Source organism: Arthrobacter sp. Bz4 (genome assembly GCF_003075455.1).
GTDB lineage: Bacteria > Actinomycetota > Actinomycetes > Actinomycetales > Micrococcaceae > Arthrobacter_D.
The window spans coordinates 35,506-51,203 of record NZ_QDAE01000021.1; the positions used below are offsets into that span (position 1 = coordinate 35,506).

Here is a 15,698-nt window from a genome sequence, read left to right on the forward strand (position 1 = left end):
GGCAGGAACCGGCTGGGCATTCGGGACGTTGACCCCAATAGCTAAGCCATCCGGCAACAACTGATCATGCCGGTGATGTACGACGGTCAGCCCGCTGGGGTGCTGACTCAACTCGACGTAAGGCAGCATGGAATCGAAACGGCCATCACCGGACACTGGACGCCGCCTGGCACGGTCCTACGCAGCACAGGCAGGCAGCCTGGCGATCCGCGCTGACGCCCCCGATTTTCCGACGGCTTCGCGGATTCAGCGTGGCCGGAACGAGACCCCCGAAAGGCGACTTTCCGGGCTGGAGGCGTTGCGCAACCCGCTGGTGCAGGCAGTCATGGACGCCCGCGAGTTGTGCGAACGAACCGCAGAGGCTCCGCTCGACCCCGTGGCCTCGAGTGCGGTTGGCAGCGCACCCGTCCTCGGAACCCCAAGCTTTGGACAGTTGCTGCTCTGCGCGGCGGTCAAGGATCTTGAAGAACTCGACGACCGGCTGTACCAGGCACGCCTGCGGAGTTGAAGCTCTGGTAGGAGTGTTCCGCTCTGAGGAGGGCGCGCTCCTCCTGTGCCGTCAGCGGCTCGAACAGGTCGACGAGGAGGGCGCCGGACCGGTCCGCGGACCGGCGCCAGGTGCCGGTGACTCGGCCGTTCACCACCACGGTTGCCTTGAATACCCCATTGCCGCCCGGGACGATGGCCTGCGCGTACTCAGGCCGGAGCACCGGTGTGCGGTCCTGATAGCCGATCACGTACTCGTCGAAGGCCGGCAGCAGGACCAGGCCTGGAGCGGGAGGTGGGTCCCCTGAACGGTCCGCAGCCATCCAATAGGTGGTGTCATCATAGGTCAGCTCTGTCAGCTGGTCGCGGGCCAGCGCCAACCCGATCTTCGCGTCGGCAACGGTCACCTTGGACCACCAGACAAAGTCCCGCAGTGTTGCTGGACCGTGTCCGGTGAAGTACCCGAGAACAAACCGGCCCAGCGCTTCGTCGCGCTCCGGCTGGCCCGTATCCGGCACCCATTCATCGAGGAGCACCAGCCCCTGTTGGGTGCCGGCAGGCGGCCCCCAGCAGAGTGTGCCGGTCTGCGCGAGATACCAGATCAGGTGGTAGCCGCGTTGGTTGGCCGTATCGATGCCTACCTCATTGAGCGCGGCGAGGAACTCGTTGCGGACCAATTGCCCGCCGCCCGCCAGCACCGTCATGGCCACATTGCGCGCGTTCTCAAACGTCGTTTGGTCAAGCCCCAGCGCCCGATGCCGGGTGGCCGCGCCAGCGAGCAGCCGGTGGGTGGTGAGCCCGAGTATCCAGCGAAGATCGGCCGGCAACACAAAATGCAGGGTCCCGCGCATTGGCCACGACCGCACAATGTCGCCGCGTTGGAGCGCCGAGAAGACGTCATCCCGGGTTGAGCCCGGCGACCGCAGACCAATGGCCCACAGTGCCTGGTTAAAGTCCTGCGCCTGCATCGCCAGCAGACGCTCGACGACGTCCCGGGCATCCGGCTTGGCGTCGTCGTCGTCGCGGATCAACTGGGCGGCCAGGCGATACTGCAGCAGCCGCTTCCGGTCCACCACGTTGCTCATCGCACCCAGGGTCGGTCAGCCGGTCAGCCGGTCAGCGCCGGGATGATGGCGCCCGAGAATACCTGCCAGGCGAGAGCGGTCTTGGCAATGAGGCTGAGCGTGATGTACACCCGTTCGCCGAAGAGGTAGTCGCTCCACGGCCCCACCTGGCGGTACTGGAGCCACTGGTTGATCGCGAACGTGTTGAAGAAAAGGAACAGCGAGATGATGATGCCGTAGACGAACGCGGGCGGCTCCACTGTGCTGGTAGACCCGGGAGACAGGAAATAGATCAGGATGGCGATCCACGGCACCAACCCGACCAGGGACCCGAGGGTGAAAGGCAGGAAATTGCCGCTGCCGGGCTCCTCGTATTTTTCCTGCAGGGCCCCAAACCCGATCATCGCCGCATTGGCGGCGAACAGGGAAATGAGTGCGGCGACGTCGGAGATCCCCGTCGTTTGGGCAATCAGCCAGATCATCACCGACGAGCTGAGCGCGTACTCGACCCATCGAAAGTAGTTGCGGTTTGCCCTCAGCCCGGCCCCGTAGCGCGGGAAGAACACCGGCGATGCGACGGCAAAATGGAACAGCGCGGAGAGCGCCAGGAACAGGACCACTCCGGCACCAACATTCACTGCGAAGAGATCCACCCGCTCGGGGGGTAGCGGGAAACCCGGTGGACCAGCCAGATAATCGGCGGTCACACCGAAGGTGACCTGGGTATCCAGCATGGCAAGGATGACCCCAAAGCCGATGGCCTGCACAAGATGCAGAGACCCAGCCACCAGGTTGTACGGGCGAAGACGACGAATCCTGTCGTCCGGTGTACGGGTTGTGCGCGCCATGGGGATCTCCTCAACCAGTGGACGTTCACCGTCCGTGGTGATCACGGTAACACTTACAGGTTTTCACCGGGGATCAATAACCTTGGGGAATGGGCGCCGTCGTCGTGCTCCTTGCCGCGCCGTTCATTTCACTGACCCCCCTCACCTCGACCCCACAAGTGGTGATTTCGATGCTGGCGCTTGGCGCGTTGAGCACGGGATGGCGTACCTGTGGAACACGCGGGAATCTTGGTGCTCGGTGAATCCCCGTCATGGAACCAGCCGGTGGGCGGGTTTATCATCATTGCCAGCGTCGCCCTGAGCAGACAACGCGAGCTGCGGGCCGCGCTGCGGCGCTGAGAGGGGTGGTTTTGAGGCTGTTCCGTAGTGACGGCGGGCTCAGTCCGTCGCCAGCGGGTCACGGGGTGAGATCGAAGCGAGGGCTACCTGGGCGTAGCCGGTGACGTCGGCACCTCCGTCCCCCATCAGCACTGCATCATGCGGCTGCAGGAGCCGGCCCTCAAATCTGAGCTCACCCGACAACAGGACGACGACGGTGTGACCCGCGGCGGTGCCCACAAGATCGTCTCCGGTCATCTCCCCAAACCGCAGATCCCCGGAGAACGCCTCACGCCGGATCATCAGGTTTAGGTCAAGGGTCGGACCGGTAACGTCCACCGCCGCGACGTCGTTTTCACCCCAGAACTGGTGCACGTCGTACTGGCAAAGGGTGACCGGATTTCCGTTGTCGACCAGCGCCAATCCCTGGGGAGACAACGCCATCAGCGACCGGCTCACCCCGGGAAATGAAGAAAAGCCGCCGTCCCGGTCAACGGTGGCGATACTGAGCCGCCAATCAAAGGCAGAGCTGCCCGCGGCAAGGGCAGCGCCGTCGTCGGGCATCACCACCACCTCTGCTGTGTGGCCGCCGCCGTTCTTCCATGGCACCCGCTGGCGCGCTGACGCGGGCAGGAGGAGGGCGCTCATTGCTGGGTGTGGGCCCAGCGCTCGACCAGTCCCTCGTGGGCCTCGAGCAGTTCCTGGGTGCGGAGCGGATCACGGGCGGCGAGGGTGTCCAGCAGCGAGCTGGAGAGGACGACGGCGGCCGCGTGGGAGTCGAAGACGAGGTCGGTGCCGACCGGGGCGACCAGGAGGGCGTCGACGTCGTTGGCAAACGGGACGAGCGGGCTGTCGACGATCGCGACCGTGGCCATGCCGAGTGACCGGGCCTGCGCCAACGCCCGCACCGTCGCCGCGGGATACCGGGGCATCACGAACGCCAGCACCGCGGTGGCGCCGTTCCGGTGCAGCTGCAGGATCGCGTCATCCATCGACGCCGCGTCCGACAGGACATGGACATCCGGTAACACCCGGCGGGCGAAATAGCCGAGGTACTCTGCGAGCGCCGCCGAGACCCGCAGACCGATGATTCCGAGCGGCTGGGTGTCGGCCAGGAGGTCGACGGCGCGCTGCATCTGCTCGCTGACGACCGTGCGTTCCAGTGCGCCGATGTTCTGCTGCTCGAATTCGAGAATGGCGGGCCGCTCCACCCCCTCGCCGTTCAGCGCAGCGGACTTGCCGCGCACGATGTCGCGAATGGCGCTGCGGAATTCGGGATAGCCGGGGTAGCCGAGGGCGGTGGCCAGCCGGGTGACGGTGGGCTGGCTGACTCCGGCCGCCTCGGCGACGTCGATGGTCGAAGCGAACGCCACATCCGGCAGGGAAGTAAGCATGTACTGGATCACGCGCCGCTGGGTGGGTGAGACCCGATGCTGATGGGCCAGGTTCACCAGCCAGTCATGAGCGCGGTCAGCCGATGATTGGTCGCTCAGCACGGTCGGCCCCCGGTTTCGGTAACATCCTTGTTTGGTGATCCCGCTCACTATGAATAGCATGATACACAGTCGAATCCTGTGCATGAAACAATTCATTTTGGGGAGGTTTGGATGTCGCAGCAGGCTCAGCGCGAAATCTGGTTGAGGTTCCTCTCCGGCCCGGATATTGATTCGCTGCAGCTGACGCGCCCAGAGATCATCAAGGCAGTGGACGACGTCGTCGCCGCGCATGGCAGGGGCGAAACCGTCTTCGAACCGCGCATGCATCTGATGCCCAACAACGGCGGAATCGGCCACTTCAATGTGCTGCGCGGCCACGTGTCCAACCTGGGCGCAAACGGCGTCAGCGGCGTCAAGGTGGTGGGTGACTTTGTCCCCAACTACCTGCAGGGGCTGCCCAGCGAACTCGCGATGGCCACCCTGTATGACCCGACAACCGGAGTCCCACTCTGCGTCATGGATGCCACCCTGGTGACCGAGGTCCGGACCGGCGCGATGACCGCCGTCGGCGCCAAACACCTGGCCCGGAAGGATTCGAAAATTCTGGGGCACGTGGGTGCCCGCGGCACCGCGTTCTCCAACGTGACGATGCTGGACAGCATGTTCGACTTCGACGAAATCCGGGTCACCAGCAAGCGGCCCGAATCCCGGGAAGCATTCGCGGTGCAGTTACGCGCCGAGATCAGCACCCCGGTGCGGGTGGTGGACACCGCCGAGGAGGCGTTCGATGACGCCGACATCCTGGTGGAGGCTTCCCGCCTGAACGAACCCACCCCACTGCTGCGCACCGCTGCCGTCAAGCCAGGCGCCTTCGTGGTTCCCTATGGCACGGTGAGCGCCGTCGAACTCGACCTGCTGGACGTGATGGACAAGGTGGTGGTGGACGACTGGCGTGAAGCGCAATCGGGCAGGTTCGGCGCGCTCCGACCACACGTGGACACAGGCCGCCTCTCCCCCGAAACGCTGTACGCGCAGCTCGGCGACATTGTCAGCGGACAAAAGCCCGGCCGCGAATCCGACGACGAGCGGATCCTGTTCTGGCACCGCGGCCTGTCCATCCTCGACGTCGCCGTGGCGCACCTGATCCTCACCAAGGCGGAGCACGCCGATACCGGAACCATGCTGAGGTACCGGTAACCATCATGCATCTCCCGCATACCAACGCCGCCCACTTCCCGGTGCTGCGGCTCGCCAACCCCGAAGAGCTCGACGCCGTAGCCATCGCCGAAGTTGCCGCTGGCAGGCCCCTCCGACTCGAGCAACAACTGCTGGACCGGGTCTCACTGCGCCGACGGGAGGTGCTTGAGCTGCTGACCGACGGCGATCCTGTCTACGGGGTCAACACCGGAATGGGCGCAGCCAGCGAGGTGCGCCTCGACCACATCGCCCAGTCCCGGCACCAAAACAACCTCATGCTTGGCCGCGCCGTCGGGTCGTCACCCTGGCTGACTGACCCGGAAACCCGAGCTGTCCTGGCAGTGCGGCTCCGCACCTTCCTCGCCGGGGACGCCGGGGTATCGGAGCACCTTTGCGTCCGGCTGGTCGAACTCCTGACCGCAGACATGCTCCCTGCCATCCCCCGCACCCGGATCGGCGCTGCCGGTGAGATCATTCCCCTCGCCCACCTGGGTGGGGCGCTCACCGGATCGGGGGAATTCCTGGTAAACGGTGCGGCCGTTGACGCCGTCGACGTGCTGTCGGCCGCCGGAATGAAGCCGTACTCGTTGGGGACCAAGGAAGGTGTGGCGTTGATTCAGGGGATACCCGTCACCACTGCCCTCGCCATCCTTCGAGCGAACGACGCCCGGCTGCTCGCCGCGCAGGCTGTAGCCCTCACCGCCGCCGAGGTCTGCCTGGTCGGGGCCAGCCGCGACCCCTTCGACCCGGCGCTGGCCCGCGCCGACGTCGAGCTCGGCACCGTACTGGCCGCTATCCGTCAGCTCACCGGCGTCGACCCGCACCCCCGTACCCTGCAATCGCCGCTCTCCTTCAGGGTGCTCGGGGCGGCGGTGGCTCAACTGCTGCGGTCCATCGCCGCGGTGGAGGCGTCTGTTGAGCGGGCGTTGAACGGTGTCACCGATTCGCCGGCCTATCTGGACGGGCGGTTCATCGGGACGGCCGGGTTCGACGGGTTTGATCTTGCCGCGGCACTGGACGGGCTGAGGCTGTCAATGATTCACGTCGCCGAGACGTCTGCGGCGCGTGTGCACCGCCTCCTGGACGAGAAGTTCACCGGACTTCCGCGGCAGCTCTCCGGGCAGCCCGGCCTGCACGCAGGAATGGTGGTTGTGCACAAACGGACGGTCGGCGTCGTCCACGAACTGGTGGCGGCCGCCCGGCCCTCGAGCCTGGGGGCCATCGAAACGTCCTTCGGCCAGGAGGATGTCCAAAGTTTCTCGTCCGAGGCGGCGGAGGCATGCTGCCACGCTGCCACCGGGCTGCGCGACGTGCTTGCCTGTGAATTGCTGACCGTCATCCAGGGGGTGAGACTGTCCGAACGTCCGTTGGCCGCCGTCGACCCCCGCCTCAGAACTTTGGTGGGGGACGCCTCGGAGCTGCTGCCCGCCGGCACCGACGACCGTGCGTTCGGCAAGGACATCACCGTGCTGAACGATCTGTTGGCTAGCGGCTGGGGGCGTTGGGTCGCGACGGACGGGTTGTCGATGCCCGGGCGATAAAGACCGGCCTGAACATCATCTGGCCGCCGGCAGTTCCGGTGCCCTCGGGCGAGGTCAGGGCGCCGACTGCGGCGTCGACAATAGCCTGCTCGTCCCAGCCGAAGGTGGTTAATTCGGGGCTGACCAGCGACGCTAGCTCGCTGTCATCGAAGCCGAGAATCGACAGGTCGCCCGGCACCGACAGGCCGAGGTCCCGGGCGGCGCGGTAGGCGCCGAAAGCGATCGAATCGCCGAGGCAGAACAGGGCGGTGGGCCGGCGGTCCCCCACCAGCAGCTGTGCAGCGGCCTGCGCGGCGCCGTGGACCGACGACGGCGACGACGACACGGTGACCGTCAGGCCCATCGAATCCCCGAGACTTTGCGCCAGCAGTTCGGCGGGCCGGCCCGGAGTGGACGGCAGGCTGGGCGCGAGCAGGCCGACTGAGCGATGCCCCAGATCGGCGAGGTGCTGCAGCGCGGTGCCCACCCCGTATTCGTTGTCGAAGAGGACACTTTCCGATTCAGGGCGGGCCGTGAGCGCGTCTCCGATCGATACGATGCGGGTTTGGCTGGGGACATCGGCCCAGTAGCTCGCCGATGGATCCACCGGCAGCGCAATCACCCCGTCGACGCGCTGGGCCGCCAGGGAGCGGAGCACTTCCTCTTCGCGCTGGGGCGAGCCGTCGACGTCGGCAATGATTGACGACAGCTCCTGCGCCCTGAGGGCCTCGGACAGCATCACGGCCAGCCCCTGACGCCACAGGTCGCGGAGTGATCCGACGATGGCGACGTTGCCGCTGCGCCCACTCGCGAGGGCCCGGGCAATGGGATCGGCCGAATAGCCGAACTCCTCGGCAATGGCACGCACCCGCGCCTGCGTGGCCTCCGAGCCCCGCAGGCCACGCAGCGCATAGGACGTCGCGGCCTTCGACAATCCGGCGGCGTCGGCGATGTCCTGGAGTGTTTTGCGTTGGGCCCCGGTCATCAGACCAGCATACGTGCGACCCGAACCGCGGTGCCCCCGGGCGTTCTCCCCGGGACTCGGTTGACAAAGGCTCGTGTGAACCGGTTCAATGAATGATGTGAACCGGTTCACATCATCAGTTTGCTGAGCACTTCACACCTCATCCGATCATCTCCCGCGAAAGGGCATCATGCGCACCGATTGCCACCAGCACCTGTGGCCGACTGCGTTCGTCGATGCACTCCGCAACCGCACCCAGACCCCCCGGCTGAACGGCTGGGAGCTGCTCATCGACGGCGAGGCGCCCTACGCCGTCGACCCCCTCGCCCATGACACCGACGTCCGCCGGACCCGCGAAACCCGCGAGGGGAAGGACCAGGTGCTGCTGTCGCTCTCGAGCCCCCTGGGAATTGAGCACCTACCCTTCGACGAAGCACGTGAGCTGATCGAGATCTGGCACAGGTCGGCGCTGGAACTCGGCGACCCATTCCTGGTCTGGGCGGCGACACCGGTGAGCGAGTTCGATCTCGACGGTCTGGCCCAGATTCTGGATTATGACCGGGTGGTGGGGTTGCAGTTGCCCGCCACCGCACTGGCCGATCCTGAAGCGATCCACCGGATGCGGCCAATCCTTGACGTGGTGCAGGCGGCCGACAAGCCGCTCCTGATCCATCCCGGGCCGGCCCCGGTCACCGCCGGAACCCCGTCCTGGTGGCCAGCCCTGGTGCCGTATGTTGCCCAGTTGCACGCCTCCTGGCTGGCCTGGCACGCGGTGGGCCGCGCCCAGCACCCCACACTCCGGGTCGCCTTCGTGGCCCTGGCCGGGCTCGCGCCACTGCACCACGAACGTCTCGCTGCGCGCGGCGGCACGTTTGGCGCCGTCGACCCGCTGGTCTATTACGAAACTTCCTCCTACGACACCCGGGCGATTGATGCGACCATCCGGGTGGTCGGCGTCGACCCGATCATTCACGGCTCCGACCGGCCCTACGCCGAGCCACGCGACCCGGGCCTCGGGCATGCCTTCACCCACGCGCTTTTTTCCGCCAACCCTCAGCATCTCCTGAAAGGAACTCCACGATGACCACTGCACCTCCCCAGGGCCTCGCCCTCACTGAATCAGACGTTCCTGCCCTGCCCGGGCGCACCCTCAGCCAGAAGGAACTGCAGGACTGGGTCACCACCCTCGCTGCCCGCCCCGAGCTGTGGGAACACCACATCAACCACGAGGGCGGCGAACGCCACTATGCCTCCGTGTACCGGGACTCCAACATCGACGTCTGGCTGCTGTGCTGGAATACCCAGGACGACACCGGCTGGCACGATCACGACATCTCCTCCGGCGCCGTCGTCGTCACCCAGGGAGCCGTCACTGAAGCCAACCCGCGGATGAATGGCGAACCCGTCCGGCGCGTGGTGGAGGCCGGCAGGTCCTTCTCCTTCGGACCTGACCACGTGCACCGGATGGGCGGGTCCGTGGACGGGTCCGTCTCCATCCACGCCTACTCCCCGCCGCTGTGGCGGATGGGACAGTACGCGATCGGCCGCAACGGGGTGATCCGCCGCATGTCGATGAGCTACGCCGATGAGCTGCGGCCCATGGACGACGAAAGCGTCATCGAGAAGTACAAGCAGCTCCAGTCAGTCACCGACGAACTGGGGCGCTAGGGTTCGATCGCTTCCTGACCTAGAACCCGGCGAGGCCTGGCAGTAGCGCCTGCGCTGCGGCCAGGTCCTCCCCCAGCGGCCGGTCCTCCTGGCTCGGGTCCAGCCCTGCCGCGAGATAGTCAAACGCGGCCCGCGCCGGAGCGGTCCCCAGCCGCTGGGGTGCCATCCGCAGCGCCCTGACCGCAGCAACTGCTTCGAGCGCGACGACCACGGGAGCCTCCGCAGCGAACTGGCGCAGCAGGCGAGCGCCCTGCGTGGCGAAACCGGCGTGCTCCTCAAGGCCCAGCGAGACGTTGATCCCCGGCCCGTTCACCGGCGTCGCCGCGGTACGCAGGATCGACAGCACATCCTGGGCGACGTACTCGGCAATCATGAGGCCAGAACTTCCCCGGGGACCCGTCGAGAGGAAAGACGGGAGACTGCTCAGCTCCGGTCGGAACAGGTGGGACAGCCTGGCCGCGGACAGTGAAATCACCGGGTAGACAGCCGTTCGGGTGCTGTCCAGCGCCGCCGCCAGCATGGCCAGATGGAATTGGCCGTGATGGAACAGGCCGTCAGTGGTCAGCAGCGGGTTCTCCCCCGCACCGTTCAGCTCGGTTTCCAGGATGGAGCGCAACCGCTGGAGGGCATCGAGCGCCGGGGCGTGCACCTGAGGCAACGCCCTGAGGGCGAAAGGATCCTGCAACCTGGCCGGCGCGGCCGGCGTATCGGGTCCGGTCAGGCGCCGCATCGCCGCCGCCACCGCCACCTGATGCGGGTGCACCCTCGCCCGGTGAACCGCCTCGGCATACGGTTCGGGTGAGCCCTCCAGCGCCAGCATGGTCAGCGACGCCACCACCAGCGCACTCTTCATCAGCTGCTCCATGGCAACGGCACCCTGCGTCGCTGTGGCGAGGGTCAGTGCGCTGGAGCTCATGAACGGCAGCGAATCGGTGTCCTCGAACTGCACCGGGGCGATTCCCCCCAGCTGCCACGGCCGGTCCCCACTCAGGGTCAGTGCCAGCTCAGCCATGGCCGCCAGATCCCCGGTGCCGAGGCCGCCCAGACTGTGAATGGTGGCGACCGATCCATTGTCGAGGGCTTCCAACAACCCCTTCACGACACCGGGGCTGATACCGGACCCGCCGGCGAGGAACTGGTTGAGCCGGACGACCATGGCAGCACGAACCGTGGTCTCCGCATCGACCCGACCAGCCCCCGCACAGTGGCTCAGCAACAGGCGCCGCGCATGAGCTGCCCGCCGCTCAGACGGCGACCCGCCCGGCTCCACATTCAGGGCGCGATTTGCGCCGACGCCGGTATTGGCGCCATATACCCGCCCCGATTCGCGGGCCTGAACCAATTGTTCCCGGGACCGCTGCAGGCCGTCGATAATGCCGTCGGGAACCTTTACCCGGGAGGAACCAGTTGAAATAGTAATAAGATCGTCAAGTGTCAGCGAGGCGCCGTCCAGCACCACCCGGTCGATGTTGTCCTCGGAAGTCATGGGTGAACCGTCGTCCTTTAGCTATCGATATGTAAGTCTTCTCACATCTCGGGGTGACTGTCTATTCATTCGCTGAAACTATGAATCAACTTATTCACTGCCTGCTATTGAGGCTGGTGCCAAGGAAACTGGAGAGCCACCGTGATTACGTTCGACAAGGTAAGCAAGACTTTTCCGGATGGCACCCTCGCCGTCGACAACCTGAACTTTGAATTGCCCACCGGCAAGATCACCGTCTTTGTGGGCCCCTCCGGCTGTGGCAAAACCACCTCACTGCGCATGATCAACCGCATGATCGAGCCGACCGGCGGCCGCATCCTGATCGATGGTCAGGACGTCACCCAGCAGGACGCGGCCCTGCTGCGCCGATCCATCGGGTACGTCATCCAGCATGCGGGTCTCTTCCCGCACCGCACAGTGATTGAAAATGTCATGACAGTGCCTAATCTGATCGGAACCGACAAGAAGAAGTCGCGGGCCACTGCCATGGAGCTGCTGCTTCGGGTGGGGCTCACCGAGAGCATGGCCAACAAATACCCGGTACAGCTCTCGGGGGGTCAGGAACAGCGCGTGGGAGTTGCTCGCGCCCTGGCCGCCGATCCCCCCGTGATGCTGATGGACGAACCCTTCAGCGCCGTCGACCCCATTGTCCGCGCCGGCCTGCAGACCGAATTCCTGCGGCTGCAGGGCGAGCTGGGCAAAACGATTGCGTTCGTGACGCACGACATCGACGAGGCCATCAAGCTCGGTGACATGGTCGCCGTCTTCAGGGAAGGCGGGCATCTTGCCCAGTACGCCGCCCCGCAGGAGCTGCTGGAAAACCCAGCCAACGACTTCGTGGCCGATTTCGTGGGCCGGGACCGCGGCTTCCGCAGCCTGTCCTTCGACTCCTCCGAGGTGCTCGAGCTGGACCCCGTGGATTCGGTACGGGTGGGCAATGAAGTGCTGGTCCTCGACGACGCCGGGCGCCCCCGCGGCTGGGCCGGCCCGGGGATCGCCGACGAAAACTCGCCCCTCTCGGTCGCTGGCACCTTCACCGCTGAGGATTCCCTGCGGGTAGTGACCGACCTCGCGATCAGCTCTCCCGTCGGCATCGCGGTCCGGGTCAACGCATCGGGCGTGGCCGACGGCGTCATCCGGCACCCGAGCCTGGTCCGCCAACTGGATGAACGACGTCGGCTGCGCGCGGGGACCACCGCATGATCGACTACATTTCCGGCAACCGTGACATCATCTGGACCGCCTTCCAGGAGCACCTGTACCTGGCGTTGATCCCCGTCATCCTGGCGGTCATCATCTCCCTGCCGCTGGGGTATCTGGCGGTCCGCTACAAGAAGCTCTACTATCCGCTGGTCAACATCAGCAGCATTCTCTACGCAATCCCCTCGCTGGCCCTGTTTCTCCTGTTGCCACCGATTATCGGTACCGGCGTCCTCTCCCCCCTGAACATCATCATCGCCCTCACCGTCTACAGCGTTGCGCTCATGGTCAGAGTGGTGGCCGACGGCCTGAACTCGGTTGATCCGGCCATCACCCAGGCCGCCACCGCCATGGGTTACCGCCGGGTCAAGCGCCTCCTACGGGTGGAACTGCCGATCGCCCTGCCGGTCATGCTGGCCGGACTCCGGGTTGCGACGGTTGCGAACGTGAGCATCGTCAGCGTTGGTGCGCTCATCGGCGTCGGTGGCTGGGTGCCCTGTTCCTCCGCGGGCTGCAGCTCGATTACCTGGCGCCGATATGGGTGGGAATCATCCTGTCAGTGCTGCTGGCGGCCACCTGCGACATCATCATTGTGCTGGTTCAACGACGATTCACGCCATGGGTGCGTGCGGGAGGACGAGCCTGATGGACTACCTCGAATATCTGCTGGATCCCGAGCACTGGGATCTCGCCATGAACGGGAACATCCCGTCACTCGTCGGCGAACACCTCTATTACACGGTCCTGACGCTCGTCATTGCCGCACTGATCGCCATCCCGGTGGGGCTGTACATCGGCCACACCGGCAGGTTCTCGTTTGTGGCGATCAACGCGGGGAACGCCGGCCGGTCACTGCCGACCCTGGGCCTGATCATCCTGCTGGTGACGGTGATCGGCTTCGGGCTACTGCCGGTGGTGATTGCCCTGGTGATCCTCGCCATCCCGCCCATCCTCACATCAACCTACGCGGGGCTCCGGGCGATCAACCCCGCGTCGGTGGACGCCGCGAAGGGGATGGGCATGCGGCCCATCCAGATCCTGTTCCGGGTCGAAATTCCGATGGCGTTGCCGCTGATCCTCAGCGGTCTGCGCAGCGCCACCCTGCAGGTAGTCTCGACCGCCACCGTCGCCTCCTATGTTGGCCTCGGCGGACTGGGCCGGCTGCTGGTTGACGGTCTGGCACTGAATCAGTACGACCGGGTGATTGCCGGCGCCGTCGTCGTCGCCCTCTTGGCCATCATCCTGGACCTGATCGCTTCCGGTCTGCAGCGGCTGGTGGTATCCCCCGGCGTATCCGGGCGCGCACTGACCCGATCCACCAACAAACCCTCGACCACCCCCGCGGAGACGTCACCAGCGCCTGCGGGATAAGCTTGTAAAACCTGACCGAAAGGCACGACCCATGATTAAGAAACGCTCAACCAAACTGATGAGTAGCGTTGCGCTCTTCGGAGCAGCGGCCCTCGCTCTGTCCGCTTGTGGCGGCGATCCGCTTGAGTCCGACGCCGGCGGAGAGTCAGTTGACGCAGAGACCATCGCAATTGGCTCAGCAAACTTCCCCGAAAGCGAACTCCTCGCCGAGATGTATGCGCAGGTGCTGGAAGCCGAAGGCATCGAGGTGGAGCGTAGCTTCAACATCGGTGCACGCGACCTGTACCTGGCTGCGCTCGAGGACGGGTCAATCGACCTGCTCCCCGAGTACAACGGTGCACTGTACTCGTCCCTCGTGGAGGGTGGCGCCCCCGAGGGTGTGACCGGCCCCGAAGAAGTGTACGACGCCATGGTTGAGGTGCTGCCCGAGGGCATCATCGCACTGGAACAGTCCGAGGCTGAGGACAAGGACACCCTTGCGGTTCTCCCGGAGACCGCCGAGGAGTTCGGCCTGGAAACCATGGACGACCTGACCGACATTGCTGGTGAGCTGACGCTCGCGGCCGGTCCTGAATTCTCCGAGCGCTTCCAGGGCCTGATCGGCCTCGAAGAGGTCTACGGCATCGTGTTCTCCGAGTTCCGTCCCCTGGACGCCGGTGGACCGCTGACCCGCGAAGCGCTGCTGAGCGGCGAAGTTGATGTAGCCAACATCTTCAGCACCGACTCGACGATTGAGACCGAGTCTCTGGTGGTCCTCGAGGACACCCAGAATCTGTTCCTGTCGGAGAACATCGTGCCGATCGTGCGCGAAGCCAAGGTGACCGACGCGGTAACTGAATCGCTCAACGCGGTGTCGGCTGCCCTCACCACCGAGAACCTTACCGAGTACCTCGCACGGGTTCAGGTCGACAAGGAGTCCAGCGCGACTGTCGCCACGGCCTTCCTTGAAGAGTACGACCTGCTGTAGGTAGCGATTGCCCATCCCGGCTTCGGCCGGGATGGGCCTTGCTCTTTCTGTCAGCCCTTTCACCCGAGCGCCCTGAAAGTAAACCAGTGACCACACAGCGCTCGGCCGCCACCGCGGCAGTCATCAACCTGCTCCCCGGAGTACTGGTCATGGCCGCCGCCGTCGCCCTCTCCCTCTTCATTGCCAGCCTCCAGGGCTTCATCGGCGCCCTGGTGGTTGCCCTCGCCCTCGGCCTGCTGGTCCGCAACACCGGGCTGTTCCATCCGCGGATCCGGCCCGGCATTCAACGGGCCACCAAACGGTTCCTGCGGCTCGGCGTCGTCGTCCTGGGCCTGCAACTCTCCCTTCCCGAGATCCTGGGCCTCGGGTTCCCCGTCCTCGCCCTGATCATTGCGTCAGTGTTTATCAGCTTCCTGTTCACGCGGTACATCGGTGAACGGCTGGGACTCAGCCGGGCCGCGTCGACCCTGATGGCGGCCGGGTTCTCCATTTGTGGCGCGTCGGCGATCGCTGGCATGCAGAGCATTGTGAACGCCGACGACGACGAAGTGGCCAGCGCCATCGCCATGGTCACCCTGTATGGGTCGGCCGTGATCCTGGGGCTGCCACTCATCAGCAACCTGCTGGGGCTCTCCCCCGAAACGTTTGGTATCTGGTCCGGGCTCGCCGTCCACGAGGTGGCCCAGGTGGTGGCGACCGCCAGCACGGCGGGGGCTGTGGCGCTCGCCGTCGCGACCGTGGTGAAACTTGGCCGGGTGGTGCTGCTGGCCCCCGTCGCTGCGTTTGTCTCCATCGGTATCCGGCGGGCCGAGGGCGCCCAGCCGTCAGTTCCGGGGCGGGTGGCACCGATCGTGCCGCTGTTCGTGGTCGGATTCCTGGCCCTGGTGCTCCTGCGCTCCACCGGGGTGGTCCCCGAGCCCGTTCTGGACGCCGCCTCCCTGACGGCCACCCTGCTGCTGGCCGCCGCGATGTTTGGCCTCGGCACCGGGATCGACATTCCACACCTGGCACGCACCGGCGGGAAAAACCTTGCGCTGGGCGGCATCTCGACCGTGTTCCTTGGCGGCATCACCCTCGCCGGCGCAGTACTCGTCACCGCCTAGGTTCTGGTCTGGTCCGTTCCTGGGTCCCACCTCGGCTTTGGTGAGGAACCTGGACATCGGAGGCCAAGAT

General features: G+C 65.7%; 15 protein-coding genes and 1 pseudogene. 10 read left to right on the plus strand and 6 right to left on the minus strand.

Annotated elements, in window-relative coordinates:
- Positions 1–127: 127 nt before the first annotated feature.
- A complete protein-coding gene (locus tag DDA93_RS13610) occupies positions 128–508 on the plus strand; it encodes a hypothetical protein (protein ID WP_019482999.1) in 381 nt (126 codons plus the stop codon).
- On the opposite strand, the gene DDA93_RS13615 is transcribed toward DDA93_RS13610, so the two are convergent.
- The 4 genes from DDA93_RS13615 to DDA93_RS13630 form a co-directional block, all read right to left on the minus strand.
- Positions 453–1,571 (minus strand): winged helix DNA-binding domain-containing protein, encoded by a 1,119-nt coding sequence (locus DDA93_RS13615; RefSeq protein WP_019483000.1) that lies wholly within the window; start codon positions 1,569–1,571, stop codon positions 453–455. The two genes, DDA93_RS13610 and DDA93_RS13615, sit on opposite strands and share 56 nt — an antisense overlap.
- A 23-nt stretch (positions 1,572–1,594) precedes the next feature.
- A complete protein-coding gene (gene heR / locus DDA93_RS13620) occupies positions 1,595–2,398 on the minus strand; it encodes a heliorhodopsin HeR (RefSeq protein WP_026041102.1) in 804 nt (267 codons plus the stop codon).
- Between the two features lie 378 nt (positions 2,399–2,776).
- Positions 2,777–3,364, minus strand: a complete 588-nt coding sequence (locus DDA93_RS13625) for a HutD family protein (RefSeq protein ID WP_019483003.1) — start codon at positions 3,362–3,364, stop codon at positions 2,777–2,779.
- On the minus strand, positions 3,361–4,212 hold the full coding sequence (locus DDA93_RS13630) for a MurR/RpiR family transcriptional regulator (protein ID WP_019483004.1): 852 nt from the start codon (positions 4,210–4,212) through the stop codon (positions 3,361–3,363). The genes DDA93_RS13625 and DDA93_RS13630 overlap by 4 nt, the downstream gene beginning before the upstream one ends.
- A gap of 111 nt (positions 4,213–4,323) precedes the next feature.
- Here DDA93_RS13630 and DDA93_RS13635 point away from each other — a divergent pair, with 111 nt between their 5' ends.
- Both DDA93_RS13635 and DDA93_RS13640 read left to right on the plus strand, forming a co-directional pair.
- On the plus strand, positions 4,324–5,349 hold the full coding sequence (locus tag DDA93_RS13635) for an ornithine cyclodeaminase family protein (RefSeq protein ID WP_019483005.1): 1,026 nt from the start codon (positions 4,324–4,326) through the stop codon (positions 5,347–5,349).
- A 5-nt stretch (positions 5,350–5,354) separates the two neighbouring features.
- Positions 5,355–6,890, plus strand: coding sequence for an aromatic amino acid lyase (locus tag DDA93_RS13640; RefSeq protein ID WP_019483006.1), 1,536 nt, complete (start codon positions 5,355–5,357; stop codon positions 6,888–6,890).
- Here DDA93_RS13640 and DDA93_RS13645 read toward each other — a convergent pair.
- A complete protein-coding gene (locus tag DDA93_RS13645; protein WP_116779072.1) occupies positions 6,835–7,854 on the minus strand; it encodes a LacI family DNA-binding transcriptional regulator in 1,020 nt (339 codons plus the stop codon). The two genes, DDA93_RS13640 and DDA93_RS13645, sit on opposite strands and share 56 nt — an antisense overlap.
- A gap of 169 nt (positions 7,855–8,023) precedes the next feature.
- Here DDA93_RS13645 and DDA93_RS13650 point away from each other — a divergent pair, with 169 nt between their 5' ends.
- Together DDA93_RS13650 and DDA93_RS13655 are read left to right on the plus strand one after the other, a co-directional pair.
- Positions 8,024–8,917 carry an amidohydrolase gene (locus DDA93_RS13650; RefSeq protein WP_116779073.1) on the plus strand — a complete coding sequence of 298 codons (894 nt, stop codon included), beginning with the start codon at positions 8,024–8,026 and terminating at the stop codon, positions 8,915–8,917.
- Positions 8,914–9,501: a cysteine dioxygenase family protein gene (locus DDA93_RS13655; RefSeq protein WP_116779074.1), complete on the plus strand. Its 588-nt coding sequence runs from the start codon at positions 8,914–8,916 to the stop codon at positions 9,499–9,501. The genes DDA93_RS13650 and DDA93_RS13655 overlap by 4 nt, the downstream gene beginning before the upstream one ends.
- A gap of 19 nt (positions 9,502–9,520) precedes the next feature.
- Here the strand turns inward: DDA93_RS13655 and DDA93_RS13660 are convergent, their stop codons facing one another.
- Positions 9,521–10,987: an aromatic amino acid lyase gene (locus tag DDA93_RS13660; protein ID WP_116779075.1), complete on the minus strand. Its 1,467-nt coding sequence runs from the start codon at positions 10,985–10,987 to the stop codon at positions 9,521–9,523.
- A 141-nt stretch (positions 10,988–11,128) separates the two neighbouring features.
- Between DDA93_RS13660 and DDA93_RS13665 the strand changes: the two genes are divergently transcribed.
- The 5 genes and pseudogenes from DDA93_RS13665 to DDA93_RS13685 all read left to right on the plus strand — a co-directional run bounded on the left by DDA93_RS13665 (position 11,129) and on the right by DDA93_RS13685 (position 15,628).
- Entirely contained in the window at positions 11,129–12,190 is a 1,062-nt protein-coding gene (locus tag DDA93_RS13665) for an ATP-binding cassette domain-containing protein (protein WP_116779076.1), read from the plus strand.
- Positions 12,187–12,612: pseudogene (locus DDA93_RS13670) on the plus strand (ABC transporter permease subunit); the annotation flags it as partial. The gene DDA93_RS13665 and the pseudogene DDA93_RS13670, both read left to right, overlap by 4 nt.
- Before the next feature lie 220 nt (positions 12,613–12,832).
- Positions 12,833–13,558, plus strand: coding sequence for an ABC transporter permease (locus DDA93_RS13675; protein WP_116779077.1), 726 nt, complete (start codon positions 12,833–12,835; stop codon positions 13,556–13,558).
- Between the two features lie 31 nt (positions 13,559–13,589).
- Complete coding sequence (locus tag DDA93_RS13680) at positions 13,590–14,525, plus strand: ABC transporter substrate-binding protein (protein ID WP_116779078.1); 936 nt, start codon at positions 13,590–13,592, stop codon at positions 14,523–14,525.
- 86 nt (positions 14,526–14,611) lie between these two features.
- Positions 14,612–15,628, plus strand: coding sequence for a putative sulfate exporter family transporter (locus DDA93_RS13685; protein ID WP_019483015.1), 1,017 nt, complete (start codon positions 14,612–14,614; stop codon positions 15,626–15,628).
- The last annotated feature ends 70 nt before the right edge of the window (positions 15,629–15,698 follow it).

Excerpts from the sequence above, each read along its gene's own strand:
- DDA93_RS13645 (WP_116779072.1), bottom strand. The coding sequence starts at position 7,854 with ATGACCGGGGCCCAACGCAAAACACTCCAGGACATCGCCGACGCCGCC.
- DDA93_RS13680 (WP_116779078.1), top strand. The coding sequence starts at position 13,590 with ATGATTAAGAAACGCTCAACCAAACTGATGAGTAGCGTTGCGCTCTTC.
- DDA93_RS13615 (WP_019483000.1), bottom strand. The coding sequence starts at position 1,571 with ATGAGCAACGTGGTGGACCGGAAGCGGCTGCTGCAGTATCGCCTGGCC.
- DDA93_RS13610 (WP_019482999.1), top strand. The coding sequence starts at position 128 with ATGGAATCGAAACGGCCATCACCGGACACTGGACGCCGCCTGGCACGG.
- DDA93_RS13640 (WP_019483006.1), top strand. The coding sequence starts at position 5,355 with ATGCATCTCCCGCATACCAACGCCGCCCACTTCCCGGTGCTGCGGCTC.
- DDA93_RS13625 (WP_019483003.1), bottom strand. The coding sequence starts at position 3,364 with ATGAGCGCCCTCCTCCTGCCCGCGTCAGCGCGCCAGCGGGTGCCATGG.
- heR (WP_026041102.1), bottom strand. The coding sequence starts at position 2,398 with ATGGCGCGCACAACCCGTACACCGGACGACAGGATTCGTCGTCTTCGC.
- DDA93_RS13660 (WP_116779075.1), bottom strand. The coding sequence starts at position 10,987 with ATGACTTCCGAGGACAACATCGACCGGGTGGTGCTGGACGGCGCCTCG.
- DDA93_RS13635 (WP_019483005.1), top strand. The coding sequence starts at position 4,324 with ATGTCGCAGCAGGCTCAGCGCGAAATCTGGTTGAGGTTCCTCTCCGGC.
- DDA93_RS13655 (WP_116779074.1), top strand. The coding sequence starts at position 8,914 with ATGACCACTGCACCTCCCCAGGGCCTCGCCCTCACTGAATCAGACGTT.
- DDA93_RS13650 (WP_116779073.1), top strand. The coding sequence starts at position 8,024 with ATGCGCACCGATTGCCACCAGCACCTGTGGCCGACTGCGTTCGTCGAT.
- DDA93_RS13675 (WP_116779077.1), top strand. The coding sequence starts at position 12,833 with ATGGACTACCTCGAATATCTGCTGGATCCCGAGCACTGGGATCTCGCC.